Annotated in this window: 16 protein-coding genes; 9 read left to right on the top strand and 7 right to left on the bottom strand. The window is 70.3% G+C overall.

Annotated elements, in window-relative coordinates:
- Positions 1-56: 56 nt before the first annotated feature.
- Positions 57-998 carry a LysR family transcriptional regulator gene (locus ACFWCK_RS14215; RefSeq protein ID WP_378806456.1) on the top strand — a complete coding sequence of 314 codons (942 nt, stop codon included), beginning with the start codon at positions 57-59 and terminating at the stop codon, positions 996-998.
- Between the two features lie 22 nt (positions 999-1,020).
- Positions 1,021-2,319, top strand: coding sequence for a cation:proton antiporter (locus tag ACFWCK_RS14210; protein WP_233311022.1), 1,299 nt, complete (start codon positions 1,021-1,023; stop codon positions 2,317-2,319).
- Positions 2,320-2,353: 34 nt separating this feature from the next.
- On the opposite strand, the gene ACFWCK_RS14205 is transcribed toward ACFWCK_RS14210, so the two are convergent.
- Together ACFWCK_RS14205 and ACFWCK_RS14200 are read right to left on the bottom strand one after the other, a co-directional pair.
- Positions 2,354-3,655, bottom strand: coding sequence for an alpha/beta hydrolase (locus ACFWCK_RS14205; protein ID WP_378806454.1), 1,302 nt, complete (start codon positions 3,653-3,655; stop codon positions 2,354-2,356).
- 120 nt (positions 3,656-3,775) lie between these two features.
- Positions 3,776-4,201 carry a hypothetical protein gene (locus tag ACFWCK_RS14200; RefSeq protein ID WP_378806453.1) on the bottom strand — a complete coding sequence of 142 codons (426 nt, stop codon included), beginning with the start codon at positions 4,199-4,201 and terminating at the stop codon, positions 3,776-3,778.
- A gap of 180 nt (positions 4,202-4,381) precedes the next feature.
- Between ACFWCK_RS14200 and ACFWCK_RS14195 the strand changes: the two genes are divergently transcribed.
- The 5 genes from ACFWCK_RS14195 (at position 4,382) to ACFWCK_RS14175 (ending at position 11,531) form a co-directional block, all read left to right on the top strand.
- Complete coding sequence (locus tag ACFWCK_RS14195; protein WP_378806452.1) at positions 4,382-5,917, top strand: Re/Si-specific NAD(P)(+) transhydrogenase subunit alpha; 1,536 nt, start codon at positions 4,382-4,384, stop codon at positions 5,915-5,917.
- On the top strand, positions 5,914-7,311 hold the full coding sequence (gene pntB, locus ACFWCK_RS14190; protein WP_378806451.1) for a Re/Si-specific NAD(P)(+) transhydrogenase subunit beta: 1,398 nt from the start codon (positions 5,914-5,916) through the stop codon (positions 7,309-7,311). Before ACFWCK_RS14195 ends, pntB begins: the two co-directional genes overlap by 4 nt.
- 272 nt (positions 7,312-7,583) lie before the next feature.
- On the top strand, positions 7,584-9,305 hold the full coding sequence (locus tag ACFWCK_RS14185) for a phospholipase C (RefSeq protein ID WP_378806450.1): 1,722 nt from the start codon (positions 7,584-7,586) through the stop codon (positions 9,303-9,305).
- 226 nt (positions 9,306-9,531) lie between these two features.
- Positions 9,532-10,527: a hypothetical protein gene (locus tag ACFWCK_RS14180; protein WP_378806449.1), complete on the top strand. Its 996-nt coding sequence runs from the start codon at positions 9,532-9,534 to the stop codon at positions 10,525-10,527.
- 32 nt (positions 10,528-10,559) lie between these two features.
- Positions 10,560-11,531, top strand: coding sequence for a zinc-binding alcohol dehydrogenase family protein (locus ACFWCK_RS14175; protein WP_378806448.1), 972 nt, complete (start codon positions 10,560-10,562; stop codon positions 11,529-11,531).
- A 32-nt stretch (positions 11,532-11,563) separates the two neighbouring features.
- Here the strand turns inward: ACFWCK_RS14175 and ACFWCK_RS14170 are convergent, their stop codons facing one another.
- Together ACFWCK_RS14170 and ACFWCK_RS14165 are read right to left on the bottom strand one after the other, a co-directional pair.
- Positions 11,564-13,210 carry an acyl-CoA dehydrogenase family protein gene (locus ACFWCK_RS14170; protein WP_378806447.1) on the bottom strand — a complete coding sequence of 549 codons (1,647 nt, stop codon included), beginning with the start codon at positions 13,208-13,210 and terminating at the stop codon, positions 11,564-11,566.
- Positions 13,211-13,328: 118 nt separating this feature from the next.
- Complete coding sequence (locus ACFWCK_RS14165; RefSeq protein ID WP_378806445.1) at positions 13,329-13,868, bottom strand: GNAT family N-acetyltransferase; 540 nt, start codon at positions 13,866-13,868, stop codon at positions 13,329-13,331.
- 187 nt (positions 13,869-14,055) lie between these two features.
- On the opposite strand from ACFWCK_RS14165, the gene ACFWCK_RS14160 reads away from it, so the two are divergent.
- A complete protein-coding gene (locus tag ACFWCK_RS14160) occupies positions 14,056-14,214 on the top strand; it encodes a hypothetical protein (protein ID WP_378806443.1) in 159 nt (52 codons plus the stop codon).
- 32 nt (positions 14,215-14,246) lie between these two features.
- On the opposite strand, the gene ACFWCK_RS14155 is transcribed toward ACFWCK_RS14160, so the two are convergent.
- The 3 genes from ACFWCK_RS14155 to ACFWCK_RS14145 form a co-directional block, all read right to left on the bottom strand.
- Complete coding sequence (locus ACFWCK_RS14155) at positions 14,247-15,161, bottom strand: cyclase family protein (protein WP_378806442.1); 915 nt, start codon at positions 15,159-15,161, stop codon at positions 14,247-14,249.
- Between the two features lie 190 nt (positions 15,162-15,351).
- Entirely contained in the window at positions 15,352-15,669 is a 318-nt protein-coding gene (locus tag ACFWCK_RS14150) for a DUF2853 family protein (RefSeq protein WP_233311035.1), read from the bottom strand.
- 201 nt (positions 15,670-15,870) lie between these two features.
- Positions 15,871-16,725, bottom strand: a complete 855-nt coding sequence (locus ACFWCK_RS14145) for an SDR family oxidoreductase (protein ID WP_378806441.1) — start codon at positions 16,723-16,725, stop codon at positions 15,871-15,873.
- Positions 16,726-16,820: 95 nt separating this feature from the next.
- Between ACFWCK_RS14145 and ACFWCK_RS14140 the strand changes: the two genes are divergently transcribed.
- Entirely contained in the window at positions 16,821-17,186 is a 366-nt protein-coding gene (locus tag ACFWCK_RS14140; RefSeq protein WP_378806440.1) for a winged helix-turn-helix transcriptional regulator, read from the top strand.
- Positions 17,187-17,238 lie beyond the last annotated feature (52 nt).

Below are 17,238 nucleotides of genomic sequence, written 5' to 3'. Positions count from 1 at the left end.
GGTGTTCGATAGGGGTACAGTCGTGGACTGTGGCAAGCACGGTGACAGACGGAACGATGCCCGACCTCGGATCGCTCGAACTGCTGGTCGCCGTCGTGCGCACCGGCTCGATCTCCGGCGCGGCACGAGAGACGGGCGTGACGCAGCAGTCGGCATCGGCGCGACTGCGCGCGGTGGAGCGTCAGCTCGGACTGTCGCTGTTCCAGCGCTCCCCATCGGGCACCCGGCCCACGCTCGAGGGCGAGGTCGTCGCGTCCTGGGCGGACGACGTGCTGGCGGCGGTCGGACGGTTCCGCACCGCGACGCGCACCCTGCGCGGCGAGAGCAGCGCGCGGCTCACCGTCGCGGCGAGCCAGACCGTGTCGGCCAGGCTGCTGCCGCTGTGGCTCGTCGCACTCCGCCGAGGCCAGGTCGAGATCGGGCGCACGCCGACCGCCGTGCAGCTGCTCTCGGGCAACAGTACGGATGCCGCTGCGCTGGTGCGGGACGGGCATGCGGATCTCGCGTTCATCGAATCGACCGAGGTGCCGGTCGACCTCGGCGCGACCATGGTGGACCAGGACGAGCTCGTGCTGGTCGTGGCGCCTGAGCATCCCTGGAACGGTCGCGGCCCCGTCGAGTTCGACCTGGTGGCCGACGAGCCGCTCGTGGCCCGCGAGCAGGGCAGCGGCACCCGGCGCGCCTGGGAGGACGAGGTGCGCCGCCGGCTCGGCAGGGACGCCGCGGAGCCGGCGGTGGTGCTGCCGACCTCGGCGGCGGTGCGGTCCGCCGTCGCCGGCGGACTGGGCGCCGCCGTGATGTCCCGGCGCGAAGCCGCCGACGACATCCGGCTGGGGCGGCTGCGGGCGGTGCGCACCGCCGGGGAACCGGTCATCCGCCCGATCACGGCGCTCTGGCGCGGAGGAGCGCGCGACCTCTCCCCAGCCGGCCGCGAGCTGATCGAGGTGGCCGTGGCGACGGCGCGGGAACGGGTGCGCCCGGGCCGCGGTACTCTCTGATCGTCTTCAAGGAAGGATCCGGATGCCCCCGCTCGTGCTCTTCGGCCTCGCCGCCGTGCTGCTGTGGTCGCTCGTGTCGCATCGCTTCGAGCGGTGGGGCGTGGCGGGCCCCGCGATGCTGCTCGTGCTGGGCGCCGCGACCACGGTGTGGGACCTGCCGACCTACGCGGCGGCGCTCGACGCGCCGCTGACCGAGAAGATCGTCGAGGTCATCCTGTCGATCCTGCTCTTCGCCGACGCGACCGAGGTGCGCGGCGGCATCTTCGGCGGAGAGGGCAAGGTCACGGCTCGGCTCGTGCTGATCGCGCTGCCGCTGTCGCTGATCCTCACCGCCATCGCCGGAGCCTTCCTCCTCCCGGAGGCCCTCGTGGCGGCCGTGGTCATCGCCTGCGTGATCATGCCGACCGATTTCGCACCGGCGACGCGACTGCTGCGCACCAGGCTCCTGCCGGAGCGGATGCGCGCGATCCTGAACGTGGAGAGCGGGTACAACGACGGGCTGGTGTCGCCGATCTTCGGCATGGCGCTGCCGATCGCCGTCGTCCTCGCCCCGCTGGTGGAGAAGATGATCGCGACCGGATCCGACACGGTCACCATGGACGACAAGGAGCTCGGCCACAGCGGTGAGAAGTTCGTGGAGGCGTTCGTCAACGCGGTTCCCGCGACGGTCTCGGCCATCCTCATCGGCGTCGTGCTGGGCGGCGTCATCGGGCTGGCGCTGCGGGCCGCCCGCGACCGGGGCATCGCGAACGAGGGCGGTGCGCGCTACGCGATGCTGCTGCTGCCGCTCATCGCCTACGGCATCGCGACGATCCCGGCGATCGAGGCGAACGGCTTCGTGGCTGCCTTCGTGGCGGGGCTCATCTACCGCGTCACCCGCACACGAGGCATGCAGGAGCGGGTGATCCCGCACGCCGAACTGCTGCTGGTCGAGGAAGTGGGCACTCTCACGGCGAACTTCGTCTGGTTCATGCTGGGCGGCGCCGCACTCGTCGCCTTCACGTCGTCGTTCGACTGGCGTGTCCTGGTGCTCGCACTGCTCGCGCTCACCCTGCTGCGGCTCGGTCCGGTGTACCTGTCGCTCATGGGCAGTTCCGTCAGCCGCGGCGATCGCGTGCGGATCGGTCTGCTCGGTCCGCGAGGCACCGCGACCATCGTGTTCGGCCTGCTCGCCTACAACGCCTTCGAGACGGACAGCGTCGAGAGCAATGCCGTGCTGCTGGTCATGGTCGTCACCGTCGTCGGCAGCATCCTGCTGCACGGTGTCGCGGCGCCGTTCGCGCTGCGGGCGCTGGAGAAGCGGAGCGTGGCCCAGGGCTGAGCGGAGCCCGACCGGCCCTCGCGCACAGCCGTGCTCAGGGCGCGGACAGGCCCAGGTGCTTGTACAGCAGGTCCATCGCGAACGGGATGCCGCCGTTGAGCGCGTCGGCGACGTGCCCGGCGCCGGGCACTTCGTGGAACGTCGTGGCGAACCCCGCATCCTCGGCCAGTTTCGCGTTGCGCTGGGTGCCGGGAATGTAACCGGGGTCGTTCCCCCCGACCGTGAAGACCGCGAGGCGGCCGGTGAAGGCGCCGGGGTGTGCGGCGATGCCCGCGGCGGCCTTGTTCGCGTCGAACGCGGCGGTGTCGCCGTCGAACATGGTCTTGATGGCTTCATCGCGCCATTCCACGCCGGGGTACTCGTCGGGAGAGATCGCGACGATGTTGCCCCAGATGTCGGGGTGATGCGTGGCCCAGGTGAATGCGCATGCGCCGCCGTTCGAGTAGCCCATGATCGTCCAGGTCTTGTGGTCCAGGTCGATGTTCAGGTTCTTCGCGGCGTAAGCGGGGATGTCGGTGTTGAAGTAGGTCGAGACCCCGCCGTACTTCTTCGAGTCGATGCAGATGGGATCCTGGTTCTCGTTTCCGAGCTGATCGGCGACGATCACGATGGGTGCGAGGCCGTTGTTCTTGGCCGCGAGGGCGTCGAGCGCAGACGCGATGAACGAGGGGTCGGGGCTTCCCGGGTAGCCCATCATCATCACGACCAGCGGCAGTCGCGGCGGGTTCTTGACCTGAGCGGCGGGCGGGAGGTACACCGACGCGTTGCGTGGTGCGAAGCCTGCGGTGGACGGGATCGCCTTGTCTCCGGCGAGCTGGCCGACGGTGCCGTGCGCCGGCATGTCAGCCGGGGGCTTCCAGGTCTTGTACAGGGGCCCGCTGCTGGTCTCGGTGGGGCCGGGGGTGGGCAGGGTATGGATGTGGTCCTGAGCCGACACGCCGAGCATCGACCCGACGGTCGTGTTGATGCCGAACGCGGCGTTGACGCCGAGCGCGGTGGAGAGCAGGGAGAGGATGACCGCGAGGACCGCGACGATCTTCCGCCAGACTCCGCGCTCCCACAACGAGACGATGCCGAACAGGATCGCCGCGAATCCGCCGGGCACCCAGAACCAGCACGCGTACGGGAGAGCGGGCCCGAACAGGTGCGTGATGTTCGCGAACGCCACGAGCCCGACGCCCAGCGCGACCCCGACGGCGACGGCGATCACGATCCGCCACAGCCACGCCGGTGTCGGGCGCCGGATCAGCAGCACGACGATGGCGACGAGAGTCAGCGCCCAGACCGTGAGCGGGAGCGGACCGTCGATGACGTTCAGCCGGAGGATCCAGGTCATCGAGGCTCCTTATCCGTGTACCGGCGTGCCGGGGAACACGAGCGACTATAGTCCCGCGCCTCTTCCGTACCCGGGTTGCGCCGGCTGGAAGGCAGGCGCGGATCCGTGCCGGACCAGAGGTCAGCCGCGCGTGTAGATCCCGCGCACGAGAGGCGACGGATCCGCGTCCGCCGGCACCGCCGTGTCCAGCTCGAGCATCAGCCGGTCGCCGTCCGCACGCAGCCGGGTCACGGTGCGGCCGCGGTCGGAGCGCCGGTCGAGCACCAGGACATCGTCCGCCCAGACCGCGGTGCCCGGTGTCGCCGGAGTGAAGCCGTACGTGTCGAACCACCAGAACCCCGCGCCGGCGACCACGGCGTGCGCGACGAGGGGTGCGCCGTCGGCTCCGTCGCGCGACTCCACGTAGTCCAGGAGGATCCCGTCGGGACCGGGTTCGACGCTCAGCGCGCCGCGGGCCGATCCCGCTTCCGTCCACGCCGTGGGGAAGAGCTCCTCCGTCCCCGTCCAGTCGCCGAGCAGTGCCTTCAGCCGAGGATCCGGTGCCATGACCTCGAGCCTACGCGCGGAGTGCCGGGCGTTGTCGGACTGTAAAGATCCGCGATTCTTTGCGCGTAAGATCGCGAAAAGCCGAGGGATCCCCGCCGTCCGGCTCAGTACTCTGAGCAGGTTGTCCGGGCGAGGTCGCCTGGAGCCCCGTCATGGCCGACGGGCACAGAGGAGGTAGCTATGGCAGTCATCGGCATCGTGCGCGAGCCTGCGGGCGAGGCGCGCGTGGCCGCGACCCCGGCGACGGTCGCACAGCTTCGGAAGCTCGGTCACGAGGTGGTCGTGGAGCACGGAGCGGGATCCGCCGCGTCGTACCCCGACGAGGCCTACGCGGCCGCGGAGGCGACGCTGGTCGATCGCGAACAGGCGTGGGGGAGCGAGATCGTGCTGGCGATCACGCCGCCGGATCCGGAGCGGATCGCGCTGCTCTCCGACGGGGCGACGTTCATCGCGCTGCTTTCGCCGGCGCTGCGTCCCGACCTCGTGGAGTCCCTCGCGCAGCGCGGGATCACCGCGCTCGCGCTCGACGCGGTGCCGCGCATCTCGCGGGCCCAGTCGATGGACGTGCTGAGCTCGATGGCGAACATCGCCGGCTACCGGGCGGTGGTGGAGGCCGCGCACGAGTTCGGCCGGTTCTTCACCGGCCAGGTGACCGCCGCGGGCAAGGTGCCGCCGGCAAAGGTCCTCGTGGCGGGCGCCGGCGTCGCCGGCCTCGCGGCGATCGGCGCCGCATCCAGTCTGGGCGCCATCGTGCGCGCCACGGATCCGCGTCCCGAGGTGGCCGATCAGGTGACCTCGATCGGCGGCGAGTACCTGCCGGTCGACGTCGCGGTCGAGAAGTCTTCTGACGGCTACGCGAAGGCCACGAGCGAGGCGTACGACCGCCGCGCCGCCGAGATCTACACGGAGCAGGCCGCCGACGTCGACATCATCATCACGACGGCGCTCATCCCGGGGCGGGCCGCCCCCCGCCTCATCACGGCGTCGGACGTCGCCGCGATGAAGCCCGGCACCGTCATCGTCGACATGGCGGCGGGACAGGGCGGGAACGTCGAGGGATCCGTCGCGGGCGAGCGCATCGTCACCGAGAACGGCGTGATCATCCTCGGCTACACCGACCTCGCCTCGCGGCTGGCCGCCCAGGCCTCGCAGCTGTACGGCACGAACGTGGCGAACCTCGTCGCCCTGCTCACCCCGGGCAAGGACGGAGTGCTCACGATCGACTTCGACGACGTCGTGCAGCGCTCGGTCACGGTGGTGCGCGACGGCGCCGTCACCTGGCCGCCCCCGCCCGTGCAGGTCGCCGCGGCCCCGGTCAAGGCTGTCGCGGAGCCCGTCGAGATCCCCGCCAAGAAGAGCATGTCGGCCGGCCGCAAGGCGCTGCTCATCGTGCTCGGCATCGCGGCGCTGTTCGCGGTGAACGCGTTCGCCCCGGCGCCGCTGCCGCAGCACTTCACGGTGCTGACGCTCTCGGTGGTGATCGGCTTCTACGTGATCGGCAAGGTGCATCACGCGCTGCACACGCCCCTCATGTCGGTGACCAACGCCATCTCGGGCGTCATCGTGGTCGGCGCGATGCTGCAGATCACGGATCCGAACCCCGTCGTCCAGGTCATCGCCGCGATCGCGGTGCTGCTCGCATCCATCAACATCTTCGGAGGGTTCGCGGTCACCCGCCGCATGCTCGCCATGTTCACGAAGGGCGGCCAGAAGTGACCGTCGGGGCTCTCTCCACTGCCGCATACATCGTCGCGGCCCTGCTGTTCATCCTCAGCCTCGCCGGTCTCAGCAAGCACGAGACCGCGCGCTCCGGCGTGATCTTCGGCGTCTCCGGCATGGCCATCGCGCTCGTCGCGACCGTGTCGCTCACGGTCGCGCACGCCTGGTCCGGCGGCGCCGTGATCGGGCTGGTCCTCCTGCTCGTCGCCGTACTCGTGGGCGCCGGGATCGGTCTGTGGCGCGCGAAGGTCGTCGAGATGACGGGCATGCCGGAGCTCATCGCGCTGCTGCACAGCTTCGTCGGCCTCGCCGCGGTGCTGGTCGGCTGGAACGGCCACCTCGCGCACACGGAGATCGCGCCGTCCCTCGTCGGCATCCACAACGCCGAGGTCTTCATCGGCATCTTCATCGGAGGCGTGACCTTCACCGGATCCATCGTCGCCTACCTCAAGCTGTCGGCGCGGATCTCCTCCAAGCCCCTCATGCTGCCCGGCAAGAACGTGCTGAACGTCCTGGCGCTCGTGGCGTTCCTGGTGCTCACAGTGTGGTTCGTGATCGACCAGCAGCTGTGGCTGCTGGTCGCGATCACCGTGCTGGCGTTCGCGCTCGGCTGGCACCTCGTCGCCTCGATCGGTGGCGGCGACATGCCCGTCGTCGTCTCGATGCTGAACAGCTACTCCGGCTGGGCGGCGGCCGCGGCGGGCTTCCTGCTCAACAACGACCTGCTCATCGTCACCGGCGCGCTGGTCGGATCCAGCGGTGCCTACCTCTCGTACATCATGTGCAAGGCGATGAACCGCTCGTTCCTGTCCGTGATCGCCGGCGGCTTCGGGATCGTGGCATCCGCGTCGGGCGACGAGGAGCACGGCGAGCACCGCGAGATCACCGCGGAGAGCGCGGCCGAGATGCTCACCGGCGCGAAGAGCGTCGTGATCACGCCGGGCTACGGGATGGCGGTCGCGAAGGCGCAGTATCCCGTCGCCGACCTCGTGTCCAAGCTGCGCGAGCGCGGTGTGGACGTGCGCTTCGGCATCCACCCGGTCGCGGGGCGCCTGCCCGGCCACATGAACGTGCTGCTCGCCGAGGCGAAGGTGCCGTACGACATCGTGCTGAGCATGGAGGAGATCAACGACGACCTCGCGTCGACCTCCGTGGTGCTCGTGATCGGCGCGAACGACACGGTCAACCCCGCGGCGGCGGAGGATCCGGGCAGCCCGATCGCCGGGATGCCGGTGCTGCGGGTGTGGGAGGCCGAGAACGTGATCGTGTTCAAGCGCTCGATGGCGGCCGGCTACGCGGGCGTGCAGAACCCGCTGTTCTTCCGGGAGAATGCGCAGATGCTGTTCGGCGATGCCAAGCAGCGCGTGGAGGACATCATCGCGGCGCTGTGATCCGCTCCGCCCCGCGCACCGAGGGCCGGTCTCCTGCACGGAGGCCGGCCCTCGGCATGAGGCGGGCGGGCCGGCGTTCCTGAGCGCGTCCGCGTCGTCGCGGGGCCCATTCCTGGGAGAACCCGATGGATCCGGTGAACGGATCGGGAATGATGCCCACGACCCCTGTCGTCGTGGCTCGTGCAGGCCTACCGTCGGTGCGGGACCCGATGCCGGGAGCGCCTGGCGTCCTCACGGCACCGAGGCCCCCTCCTCTCACGAAAGGTCCCTCGATGTCCCGTTCCCGACTCGGTACGGCCGGGGCGCTCGGCGCCCTCGTCCTGGTGGCCGCGGCCGGCGGTGCTGCCGGCGCGCTGCCGGCCGCCGCTGCTCCGCGCCCCGCTGCCGCCACGTCCACCCCGATCCAGCACGTCGTCGTGATCTTCGGCGAGAACGTGTCCTTCGACCACTACTTCGCGACCTACCCGAACGCGGCGAACGTCGCGGGCGAGACCGTCCAGGGCACCGGCGCGGCGGCGTCCGCGTTCACCGCCGCGAAGGACACCCCGACCGACATCGCCACGCTCGCGAACGCAGGCCTGCTCGCGCCGAACAACCCCAACTCGGTGCAGCCGAAGCGGCTCACGCCGGGTCAGGCGGTCACGTGCGATCAGGATCACGAATACCTCGCGGAGCAGAAGGCGTACAACGGCGGCGCCATGGACCGCTTCGTCGAGAACACCAGCACCGACACGTGCGGCAACCCCGGCGACCCCCGGTACGCGACCCCGGGCATGACGATGGACTACTACGACGGCAACACCGTCACCGGGCTGTGGAACTACGCCCAGCACTACGCGCTCAGCGACAACAGCTTCTCCGACACCTTCGGCCCGTCGAGCCCCGGTGCGCTCAACCTCGTCTCGGGCCAGACCCACGGGGTCATCAGCGTCGACCCGTTCACGGGTGCGCAGACCGCCACGCCCGACCCGTACACGGTGAAGAGCCCGGACGCCCAGGGCGTCGGCACCATGACAGAGGATCCGGATCCGGCGTTCGACGACTGCTCCGACGGCAGCCATGCCAAGAGCTTCGCGCTCGCCGCGATGCAGGGCCGCAACATCGGCGACCTGCTCAACGAGAAGAACGTGTCGTGGGGCTGGTTCCAGGGCGGATTCACGCCGCAGGGCACGAAGACCATCAAGGGCGTGGACTACGCGCAGTGCACGACGACGCACACGAACATCGCCGGCGTCTCGTCGACCGACTACAACCCGCACCACGAGCCGTTCCAGTACTTCGCCTCGACGGCCAACCCGCACCACCTCGCGCCGGCCTCCGATGCCGAGATCGGGCACGCCGGCCAGGCCAACCACCAGTACGACATCACCGCCTTCAACCGGGTGGTCGACACCGACAACATGCCGGCGGTCTCGTACCTGAAGGCGCCGAACTATCAGGACGGGCACGCCTCCTACTCGGATCCGATCGATGAGCAGGCGTTCGTCGTGAACGAGATCAACGCGATCCAGAAGTCGAAGAACTGGGGATCCACGGCCATCGTGCTCGCCTACGACGATTCCGACGGCTGGTACGACCATGTCGCGGCGACGGTGACCAACGCGTCGAACGACCCGCAGAACGATGCGGCCTGGTGCCTGAACGCAGCGGCCTCCGGCACGCCGATCCTCGGCGGCTTCGCCGATCGCTGCGGGCCCGGGCCCCGTCAGCCGCTGCTGGTGGTGTCGCCGTTCGCGAAGAAGGACTTCGTCGACCACACCGCCACGCAGCAGTCGTCCATCTCGCGGTTCATCGAGGACAACTGGGGTCTCGGCCGGCTCGGAGGCGGTTCGGTGGACGCGGTCGCGGGATCGCTCGACGCGATGTTCGACTTCTCCCACCCGCGCAAGGACGCGAACCTGACGCTGGATCCGGCGACCGGCACGATCGCCCAGCCGGCGTACTGCGACGGCAACAACGGCAAGCACCTCGGGCAGGGCGGCGGCTGCAGCTGACCTCCTCGGGCTGACCTCACGTCGTCGTGCGGGTCGTGCCCCGTCCTCCTCCGGGACGGGGCACGACCCGCGCGAAGCGTCGGAGACCGCTGGATCCGACGCGGCGTGGCCGCGCGCAGGAGCTCGTCCCCAGCCGCGATTCGTAGTATTGGGTCGTAGCCGGATGCAACTGGGGGAACACATGACGGACGAGGCGACGCCACTTGACGGTCCAGTGTCGAAGGGCGTGAGCCGCCGGACCCTTGTCACGGGGAGTGTGTGGTCGATCCCCGTGGTGGTCGCCGCCACGGCCTTCCCGGCCGCAGCCGCGTCACCCAATCCGCAGCCGTGCCCGACCTTTGATGCCTGCGGGCTCTATGGCTCGTCGGGCAGCGTGATCTTCCGCTACGCCGGCGATCCGGCCACCACGGGGCCGGGGTTCACCGTGCAGGAGAACAGCGGCCAGTTCGCCGGGTCGTACTGGTCGTCCAATCTCGCGATCGGGCCATATGTCTCCGCGGCCTGCCCCACCCCCACCTACGTCTTCTACGGGTCGCGGTACAGCAACTCGTTCCTGAACATCTACCGCGCCCGCGCCGCGGGCACCGGACTGGACCCGATCGTCGAGATCGTTGGACCGATCCCCTCCGGACCCACCTGGGCTGCGTGGGGCGGTATGGCCTGCGATCCTCTCGGCAACCTCTGGATGATCTCGAACCTGACTGCACTGTCGACGACTCAGATCGCTCGCGTCAACCCGCAGAACGCCTCCACACTGACCAGCACCTTCGCCTTGAGCGGTGTCGGGCTCGTGGCAGGAGGCGCGAACGCCGCCGTCGCGGCGTCGGGCACGATCATTCCGGACATCACGTTCACGGGCGACGGCCGCATGTACGGACTGATCTACAGCACCGCAGCCGGGAGCTCCGGCCAGGTCTGGCTGTGCGAGTACCTCACGGACACGCTCACCGCCGGCGGCAGGATGACCATCTCGCCTATCAGGCAGATCACGGGCCCCGCCGCCAGCGCGAGCACCTCGATCTACGGCTTCGCATGGCTGGGGTCCGCCATCAACGCCGAATCCGGACTCTTCTACGCCGTGCACGGCGGAACAGGCCAGCTGTACGCGATCGACCCCAACACGGGAATCTCCGCCACCGCCGGCACCAAGACCTCTCCTGCGACCTACGACTACGCCGTCACTGACCTCGCATCCGCTCCTGTGGGCGGCTGCAGCATCTAAGCGGGCCGCCTGTTGCCGAATAGGATCGTCGAGTGCGTGCAGTGGTGATCGACAGATTCGGCGGACCGGACGAGCTCCACCTCGCAGAGGTTTCCGCTCCGGTCGTCGGACCGACGGATGTGATGATCGCTGTCCGATCGGCAGGGCTGGGATCCTGGGACAAGGACGAGCGAGCCGGGGGTTTCGCGGAGGAGTATGCGGCCCCGCCATCGTTCCCTTATGTTCTCGGGTGGGACGGCGCCGGAGATGTCGTCGAGGTTGGCAGCGAAGTCGAGCGCTTCTCGCCGGGAGATGTCGTGTACGCCGCATCGACGGCGGCTCCGCGCGGCGGTTTCTACGCGGAGCTCGCGGTGGTCGACCAGGAGCATGTGGCGCTCGTTCCCGACGGCATCCCTGTCGAGCAGGCCGGGGCGATGGCCTGGGACTCGCTCACGGCGATGTCCGGCCTTGAAACGCTCGCGCTGCACCCCGACGAGACCTTGCTTGTTTTCGGTGCGAGTGGCGGTATCGGTCACTTCGCGGTGCAGCTCGCCCGTCGCTGGGGCGTGCGGGTCATCGCGGTTGCTTCTGGCGGTGACGGAGTCGCACTCTGCCGCCGATTGGGCGCGACGCTGACCATTGATGGGCGGCGGGAGAACATCACCGATGCGGTGACAGAGTTCGCACCCGAGGGCGTGGATGCCGTCCTGCTCACTGCGGGCGGGCCCGCAGGCGACGAAGTCCTATCGCTGCTGACCCCCGACGGTCGCGCAGCGAGTCCCCACGGCGTGGACCCGGTTCCCGGAGGCGGGGCCACTGTGCCAGTACGGTTCTACAGCGGCGACCGCAGCCGCGCCGGCTTCGACCGACTCGCGAAGCTCATCGCCAACGGCGACTACGAGACCGCTCTCGCAGACCGATTCCCCTTCTCCGAGGCGGTGAACGCCCACCATGCACTTGCCGGGCACTACGCAGGCAAGATGGCGCTGATCCCTGGAATCCCAGGGGCAGACGCGCCCTCATAGTCTCTGCTCGTGAGGGACGCTCCGGACGTCGCTCACTCCCCGTGCGCGCCGGCGTGACGGGCGACGATCGTGGCGGCGGCCCGGGCGGGGGCGGCTCCATAGAGGAAGCCCCGTACGTCGCCGAGCCGGGAAGCCGCGAACGCGTCGGCGACCTCGTGCGGCGCGTGCCGGAGCAGCAGCGAGCCCTGCAGGGCGACGGCGAGCGCCTCGGTGAGCCGGCGCGCCCCGGCCTGCGCCTCGGCGGATGCGGGATCGCGCTGCGCCGCGCGCAGCAGCTTCTCGGTGCCGGCCACGTGCGCGTCGAGGCGTGCGTCCGCCCCGGCGGTGAGGCGCACCTCGGCGAGCAGCGCGTCGGCGGTCTCGGGCTCGCGGGCGATCGCGCGCAGCACGTCCAACGCGATGACGTTGCCGGATCCCTCCCACACCGCCATCACGGGCTGCTCGCGGTAGCGCCGGGCGAGCGGGAACGCCTCGGTGTAGCCGTTGCCGCCCAGGCACTCGAGCGCCTCGTAGGCGTGGCCGGGCCCGCGCTTGCAGATCCAGTACTTGAGCACGGCCGTCGCCAGCCGGCGGAACGGCTCGTCCTGGGCGGGCGCATCGGACTCATAGGCCGCGGCGACCCGCAGCGACGAAGCGATCGCGGCCTCGGCCTCCACGGCGAGGTCGGCGAGCACCTGCGTCATCGCGGGCTGGTCGGCCAGCGGCGCGCCGAAGGCCGACCGGTGCTGCGCATGCCAGATCGCCTCGGCGGTCGCCTGGCGCATGCCCGCGGCGGTGCCGAGCATGCAGTCCAGGCGCGTCTGGTTGACCATCTCGATGATCGTGCGGACGCCACGGCCCTCCTCGCCCACGAGCCAGCCGACGGTGCCGTCGAACTCCACCTCGCTCGAGGCGTTCGCGCGGTTGCCGAGCTTGTCCTTGAGGCGCTGGATGAGGAACGGATTGCGTGAACCGTCCGGCAGCACGCGCGGCACGAGGAAGCAGCTGAGTCCGGCCGGTGCCTGCGCGAGCACGAGGAAGCCGTCGGACATCGGCGCCGAGCAGAACCACTTGTGCCCGGTGAGGATCCAGGACCCGTCGCCGGCCGGCGCCGCGGAGGTGCGATTCGCGCGCACGTCGGATCCGCCCTGCTTCTCCGTCATCGCCATGCCGAACAGGGCGGAGGTCTTGTCGGGTGAGAGCGCGGGAGAGTAGTCGCGGGAGAACAGCCGCGGGATCCACTGCTCCTGCAGCCCGGACGGGGCGAACTGCTGCAGCGCGGGGACGACCGCGTGCGTCATCGACACGGGGCAGGCGTGCCCCGGTTCGATCTGCGCGAACAGCAGGAACTGCGCGGCGCGGGCGACCTGCGCGCCGGGGCGGGGATCCGCCCAGGCGGCGGTGTGGGCTCCGGCGGCGACCGCGGCGGCGATCACCCGGTGGTACGCGGGGTGGTACTCGACCTCGTCGATGCGGCGTCCCCAGCGATCGAACGCGACGAGCTCCGGCTCGTGCACGTTCGCGAGCTCGGCGTCGTGCTGGAAAGCGGCGGAGCCGACCAGCTGCCCGGTCGCCGTGAGCTCCGGCTCGGCCCAGGAGGCGCCGTGCCGTCGCACACCCTCGACGAGGGGGAGGTCGAGTGCGAACTCGTCCACGCCCTCCCGCGGCGGCGCCTGGTTCGTGACGGTGTGCGTCGCCATGCGGATCCCCTTCGATCGCGGTCTGATCCGACGCTACGCCATCCGCCCGCGCGGACTCAGGGTCGGCGTGCGAGTGGCCGTCGCGCTCGACGAGTGCCGGAACGCCGGCGAGGCGAGCTCAGTCGGCCGCGCGGTTCTCGCGCCACTCGTCGCGGAGCAGCCCCATCCGCACGATGTCCTCGTAGCGCCCGCGCACCCAGGCGTGCTCGCGCTGGCGACCCTCGACGACGAAGCCGGCCTTCTCGTAGGAGCGGATCGCCGCGGCGTTCGACGCGATCACCTCGAGATGCACCCGGCGCAGGTTGCCGCGCACGAACCCGAACTCCACTATCTGCCGCATGGCCTCGGTGCCGATGCCCTTGCCCCGGGCCGACGGGATGAGCGCGATGCCGACCTCGGAGTGCCGCGCGACCTCGTCGATCTCGAACAGGCCGACGGTGCCGACGGCTTCGCCGGCGACGTCGATGACGAAGCTCCGGTTGCTGCCCGGATCCACTTCTCGGGCCGTGAGACGTTCCTCCCACGTGGTGCGGGGCGGAACGGCGGGGCGGCCCGGGTTGCGTTCCTCCCACGTGTCCAGATCCGTCGCGATGCTGTAGAGCGCATCGAGGTCGGCGTCGGTGCGGGCGCGGAGGGTGACGGCGGGCGTTGTGGACATGGGTGTCACGCTACCCGCAGGTCCGGACAACGCGGTCGCCGCCGACGCCGAGGACCGGAGAGGACCGTCCCCTTGTGACGCCCTGCGCGGCGGCATACCCTGCGGAGAAGAGGTCGGGATCAGGGCCGCTGCGGGCGGGTATGCAGATGAGGGCGTCGGGGCCGGCTCCCTCGTGAAGGAGGACGAGATGGGCCACGACGAGGACGACGAGCCGGTCGAGGAGCAGGTCGAAGAGCAGGAGACGGCCGAGAACGGTCCGCCCCGGGACGAGGATGACGGCGGGCTGATCCCGCCGCCCGACGTGGACACGATGCTCGGGTTCGAGGGGTCCATCGAGGGGCTCTGACGGCATCCGTCCGATGGCGTGCGCCGCCCGGGCTAGATGATCGCGTGCGCCCGCACGGGGAAGGTCCCGAAGCCGGCGACGGCTGGCGGTGCCGCGGTGAACCGGGCGCCCCGGGCCGGCAGCGAGCCCAGGTTCGCCAGGTGCTCGACGACGGGGATCCCTGCCGCGAGCAGGATCGAGTGCGCGGGACGCTCGCCTCCCGATTCGGTGTCGTCGATGTTGAGCGAGTCGATGCCGACGAGTGCGACCCCGGCGTCGACGAGGGCCTGCGCCCCGCCTTCGGCGAGGAACGGCGCGCCGCGGCCGTACGCCGGGGTGCCGAAATGCCGGTCCCAGCCCGTGTGCAGCAGCACGGCCGCGCCGTGCAGGTCGCGGTCGGCCAGCGTTGCGGATCCGATCCCGCGACGGTCGGGCGACCACGCGTCGGCGAGGTGGAAGACCTCCGCCGGCAGATCGACGAGCTTCTCCAGCGGGAGCGACGAGAGGTCGCCGCCGTCGGCGTATCGGTGGAACGGCGAGTCGATGTAGGTGCCGGTGTTGCCGATCATCGTGATGACGTCCATCGCGAACTCGGTGCCCGGCGCGTACTTCGCCCGCGAGTCTGCCCGGGTGAGGAACGGGGTGATCTCGGGCGCGGGCAGCCCGGGATAGGTGACGAGGCCGGCGTGGATCGGGTGCGAGAGGTCCACGATGCGGCGCGCGGAGGTGGGGGTCGCGGCTTCGACTCCCCGGCTGCCCCGATGCTGTTCTTCGACGATCTCGAGATCGCGCAGCGCGACGGACTCGACGAGCGCGAGGCCGAGGTGGCGGATGAGGAGCGTGCCGATCGCGTCGGCGTTCAGGCCGGCGGAGGGCAGGTCGAGGCGGAAGCCGTCGCCGTGCATCCCGCCGCCGTTGGCGAAGGCGATGTCGAAGCCGAAGCGCGCGCGGTACTCGGGTGAGGTCATCCCGCCAGTATGGCGAGGAACGCCGCGGGCGGGCGTCACGTGTCGACGATCGAGGTCTCCCAGGGGATCGTGCGTCGCAGAGATCCCGCGGTCGCCGTCCCGGGGGTGAGCGCTCGCGGCGGTCGGACGAGGAAGGGTCGCACCCGCCTGAGCGGACGCGACCCTTCCTGTCATGCGGCGGAGCGGGTGCTCAGTGGAACTGGCCCAGCTTGCCGAACTTCTCCGCGAGGAGGTAGTAGACCGTGATGCGGCTCTTGGTGCGGTCCGCCTTCATGGTCTCCTTGACCTCGTCGAGCGCGGCGTCGAGCACCGCGTCCGACTCCGTGAGGCCGAGCTTCTTCTTGAGGAAATTGGTCTTGACGGTCTCGACCTCGTCCTTGTCGGAGAACGCGACGTACGCCGAGTCCTGGCTGCTCATCACGAGCTGGTAGGTCTTGAGGAGACCCGCGATCGCAGCATCATCGGCGTCGGGACGGTAGATCTTGACGTCAGCGGCCCAGTCGGCCATAGGGAACTCCTTCGCTCCGGCTCGGCTCGATTGCCGCGCTCGCCAGAGATCCTAGACGGGGCATCCGAACAGCAAAAGACGTCCATAGGAAACTGACAGGCCGATGCTCGGGCGTGCCTTCGGTCCCGGGCGGCGGGAGATGTCTCTCGAGCGCCCCCGGGACCGGTCCGGCCTGCCGGGGTGCGGCCCGTCCGGCGTGCGTCAGGATGCGGCGCGCAGTCCCTCCACGAGGGGTGTCGTGGGGCGGCCGAGCAGGCGGGCCAGGGTCCGGTCGGTGTCGGCGAGGGCGCCTTCCCTGATGTTCGCGTCGAGCGCCGTCACGAAACCGACCGTGCCCGCGTCGAGTCCGGCGGCCTCGAGCGCCGCGGCGTGGTCCTCGCTGCTGAGCGGCGCATAGCGGACCTCGCGTTCGACGACCGCCGACGCGGCGCTGGCGAGTTCGTCGTAGTTCCACGCGACGTCGCCGGCGAGCTCGTAGACCTCGCCGACATGGCCGTCCTCGACCAGGACGATCGCGGCGGCCTCGGCGTAGTCCGCCCGGCTCGCGGAGGCCACGCGGCCCTCGCCCACGCTCGCCGCGATGACGCCGGTGTCCCGGGATCGGGCGACGTCGCCGAGATAGTTCTCCGTGTACCAGTTGTTCCGCAGGATGACCGCCGGGAGGCCCGCGGCCGCGATCGCCTCCTCCGTCGCCTTGTGCTCGGGAGCGAGCACGAGGTCGCTCGTCGTCGCCATCGGAGCGCTCGTGTAGACGAGCTTGGCGACGCCCGCGGCACGGGCCGCGTCGATGACGACCTGATGCTGCGCCGCGCGCTTTCCGACCTCGCTGCTCGAGATGAGCAGTGCGGCGTCCACGCCGTCGAGGGCCGCCGCGACGGTCTCCGGCGCGTCGTAGTCGAGGGCGACGACCTGCACGCCTCGCGCGGCGAGATCTGCGGCCTTGGCGGTGTCGCGCGCGCCGGCGCGGACCGTGGCGGGGTCGGTGCCGCGGGCGAGCAGGCTGTCGACGACGAGGCGGCCGAGGTTGCCGGTCGCACCGGTGACGAGGATGGTCATGAGGAGTCCTTTCGCAGGGGTTACGCACTCGACAACGTGCTCACCGTCCCGCACCTTCCCCGCGGCGGGTACCCACTTTCAGGTAAGGTACGCACATGGTAGTGAGTTTTGCGCAGATCCGGGGCTCGCAGGATCGACTCTTCGATGACGGATGCGGCACCCGTGTCGTGCTCGACCATGTCATGAGCAAATGGGGTGTGCTCATCCTCTCCGCGCTGTCCGACGGCACGCTGCGGTGGGGAGAGCTGCGGCGTCAGGTCGACGGCATCAGCGAGAAGATGCTCGCCTCGACCTTGCGCACGCTCGCCGCCGACGGTCTCGTGCACCGGGAGTCGTTCCCGAGTGTGCCCCCGCACGTGGAGTACCGCCTGACCCCGCTCGGGCAGGATCTGATGAAGAGGATGCTCCCGCTCGTCGCCTGGGTCGCCGATCACGCCGAGGAGATGGTCGGACGGCCGTAGGCGCCCTGTTCGCGACCCGGCCTGCAGACCACGGCCGCGTCGTGTCCTGCGC

Origin of the sequence: Microbacterium sp. NPDC060117, from assembly GCF_042729315.1 — a bacterium.
Taxonomy (GTDB): Bacteria; Actinomycetota; Actinomycetes; order Actinomycetales; family Microbacteriaceae; genus Microbacterium.
This window is presented reverse-complemented; position numbering and strand designations above follow the sequence as displayed.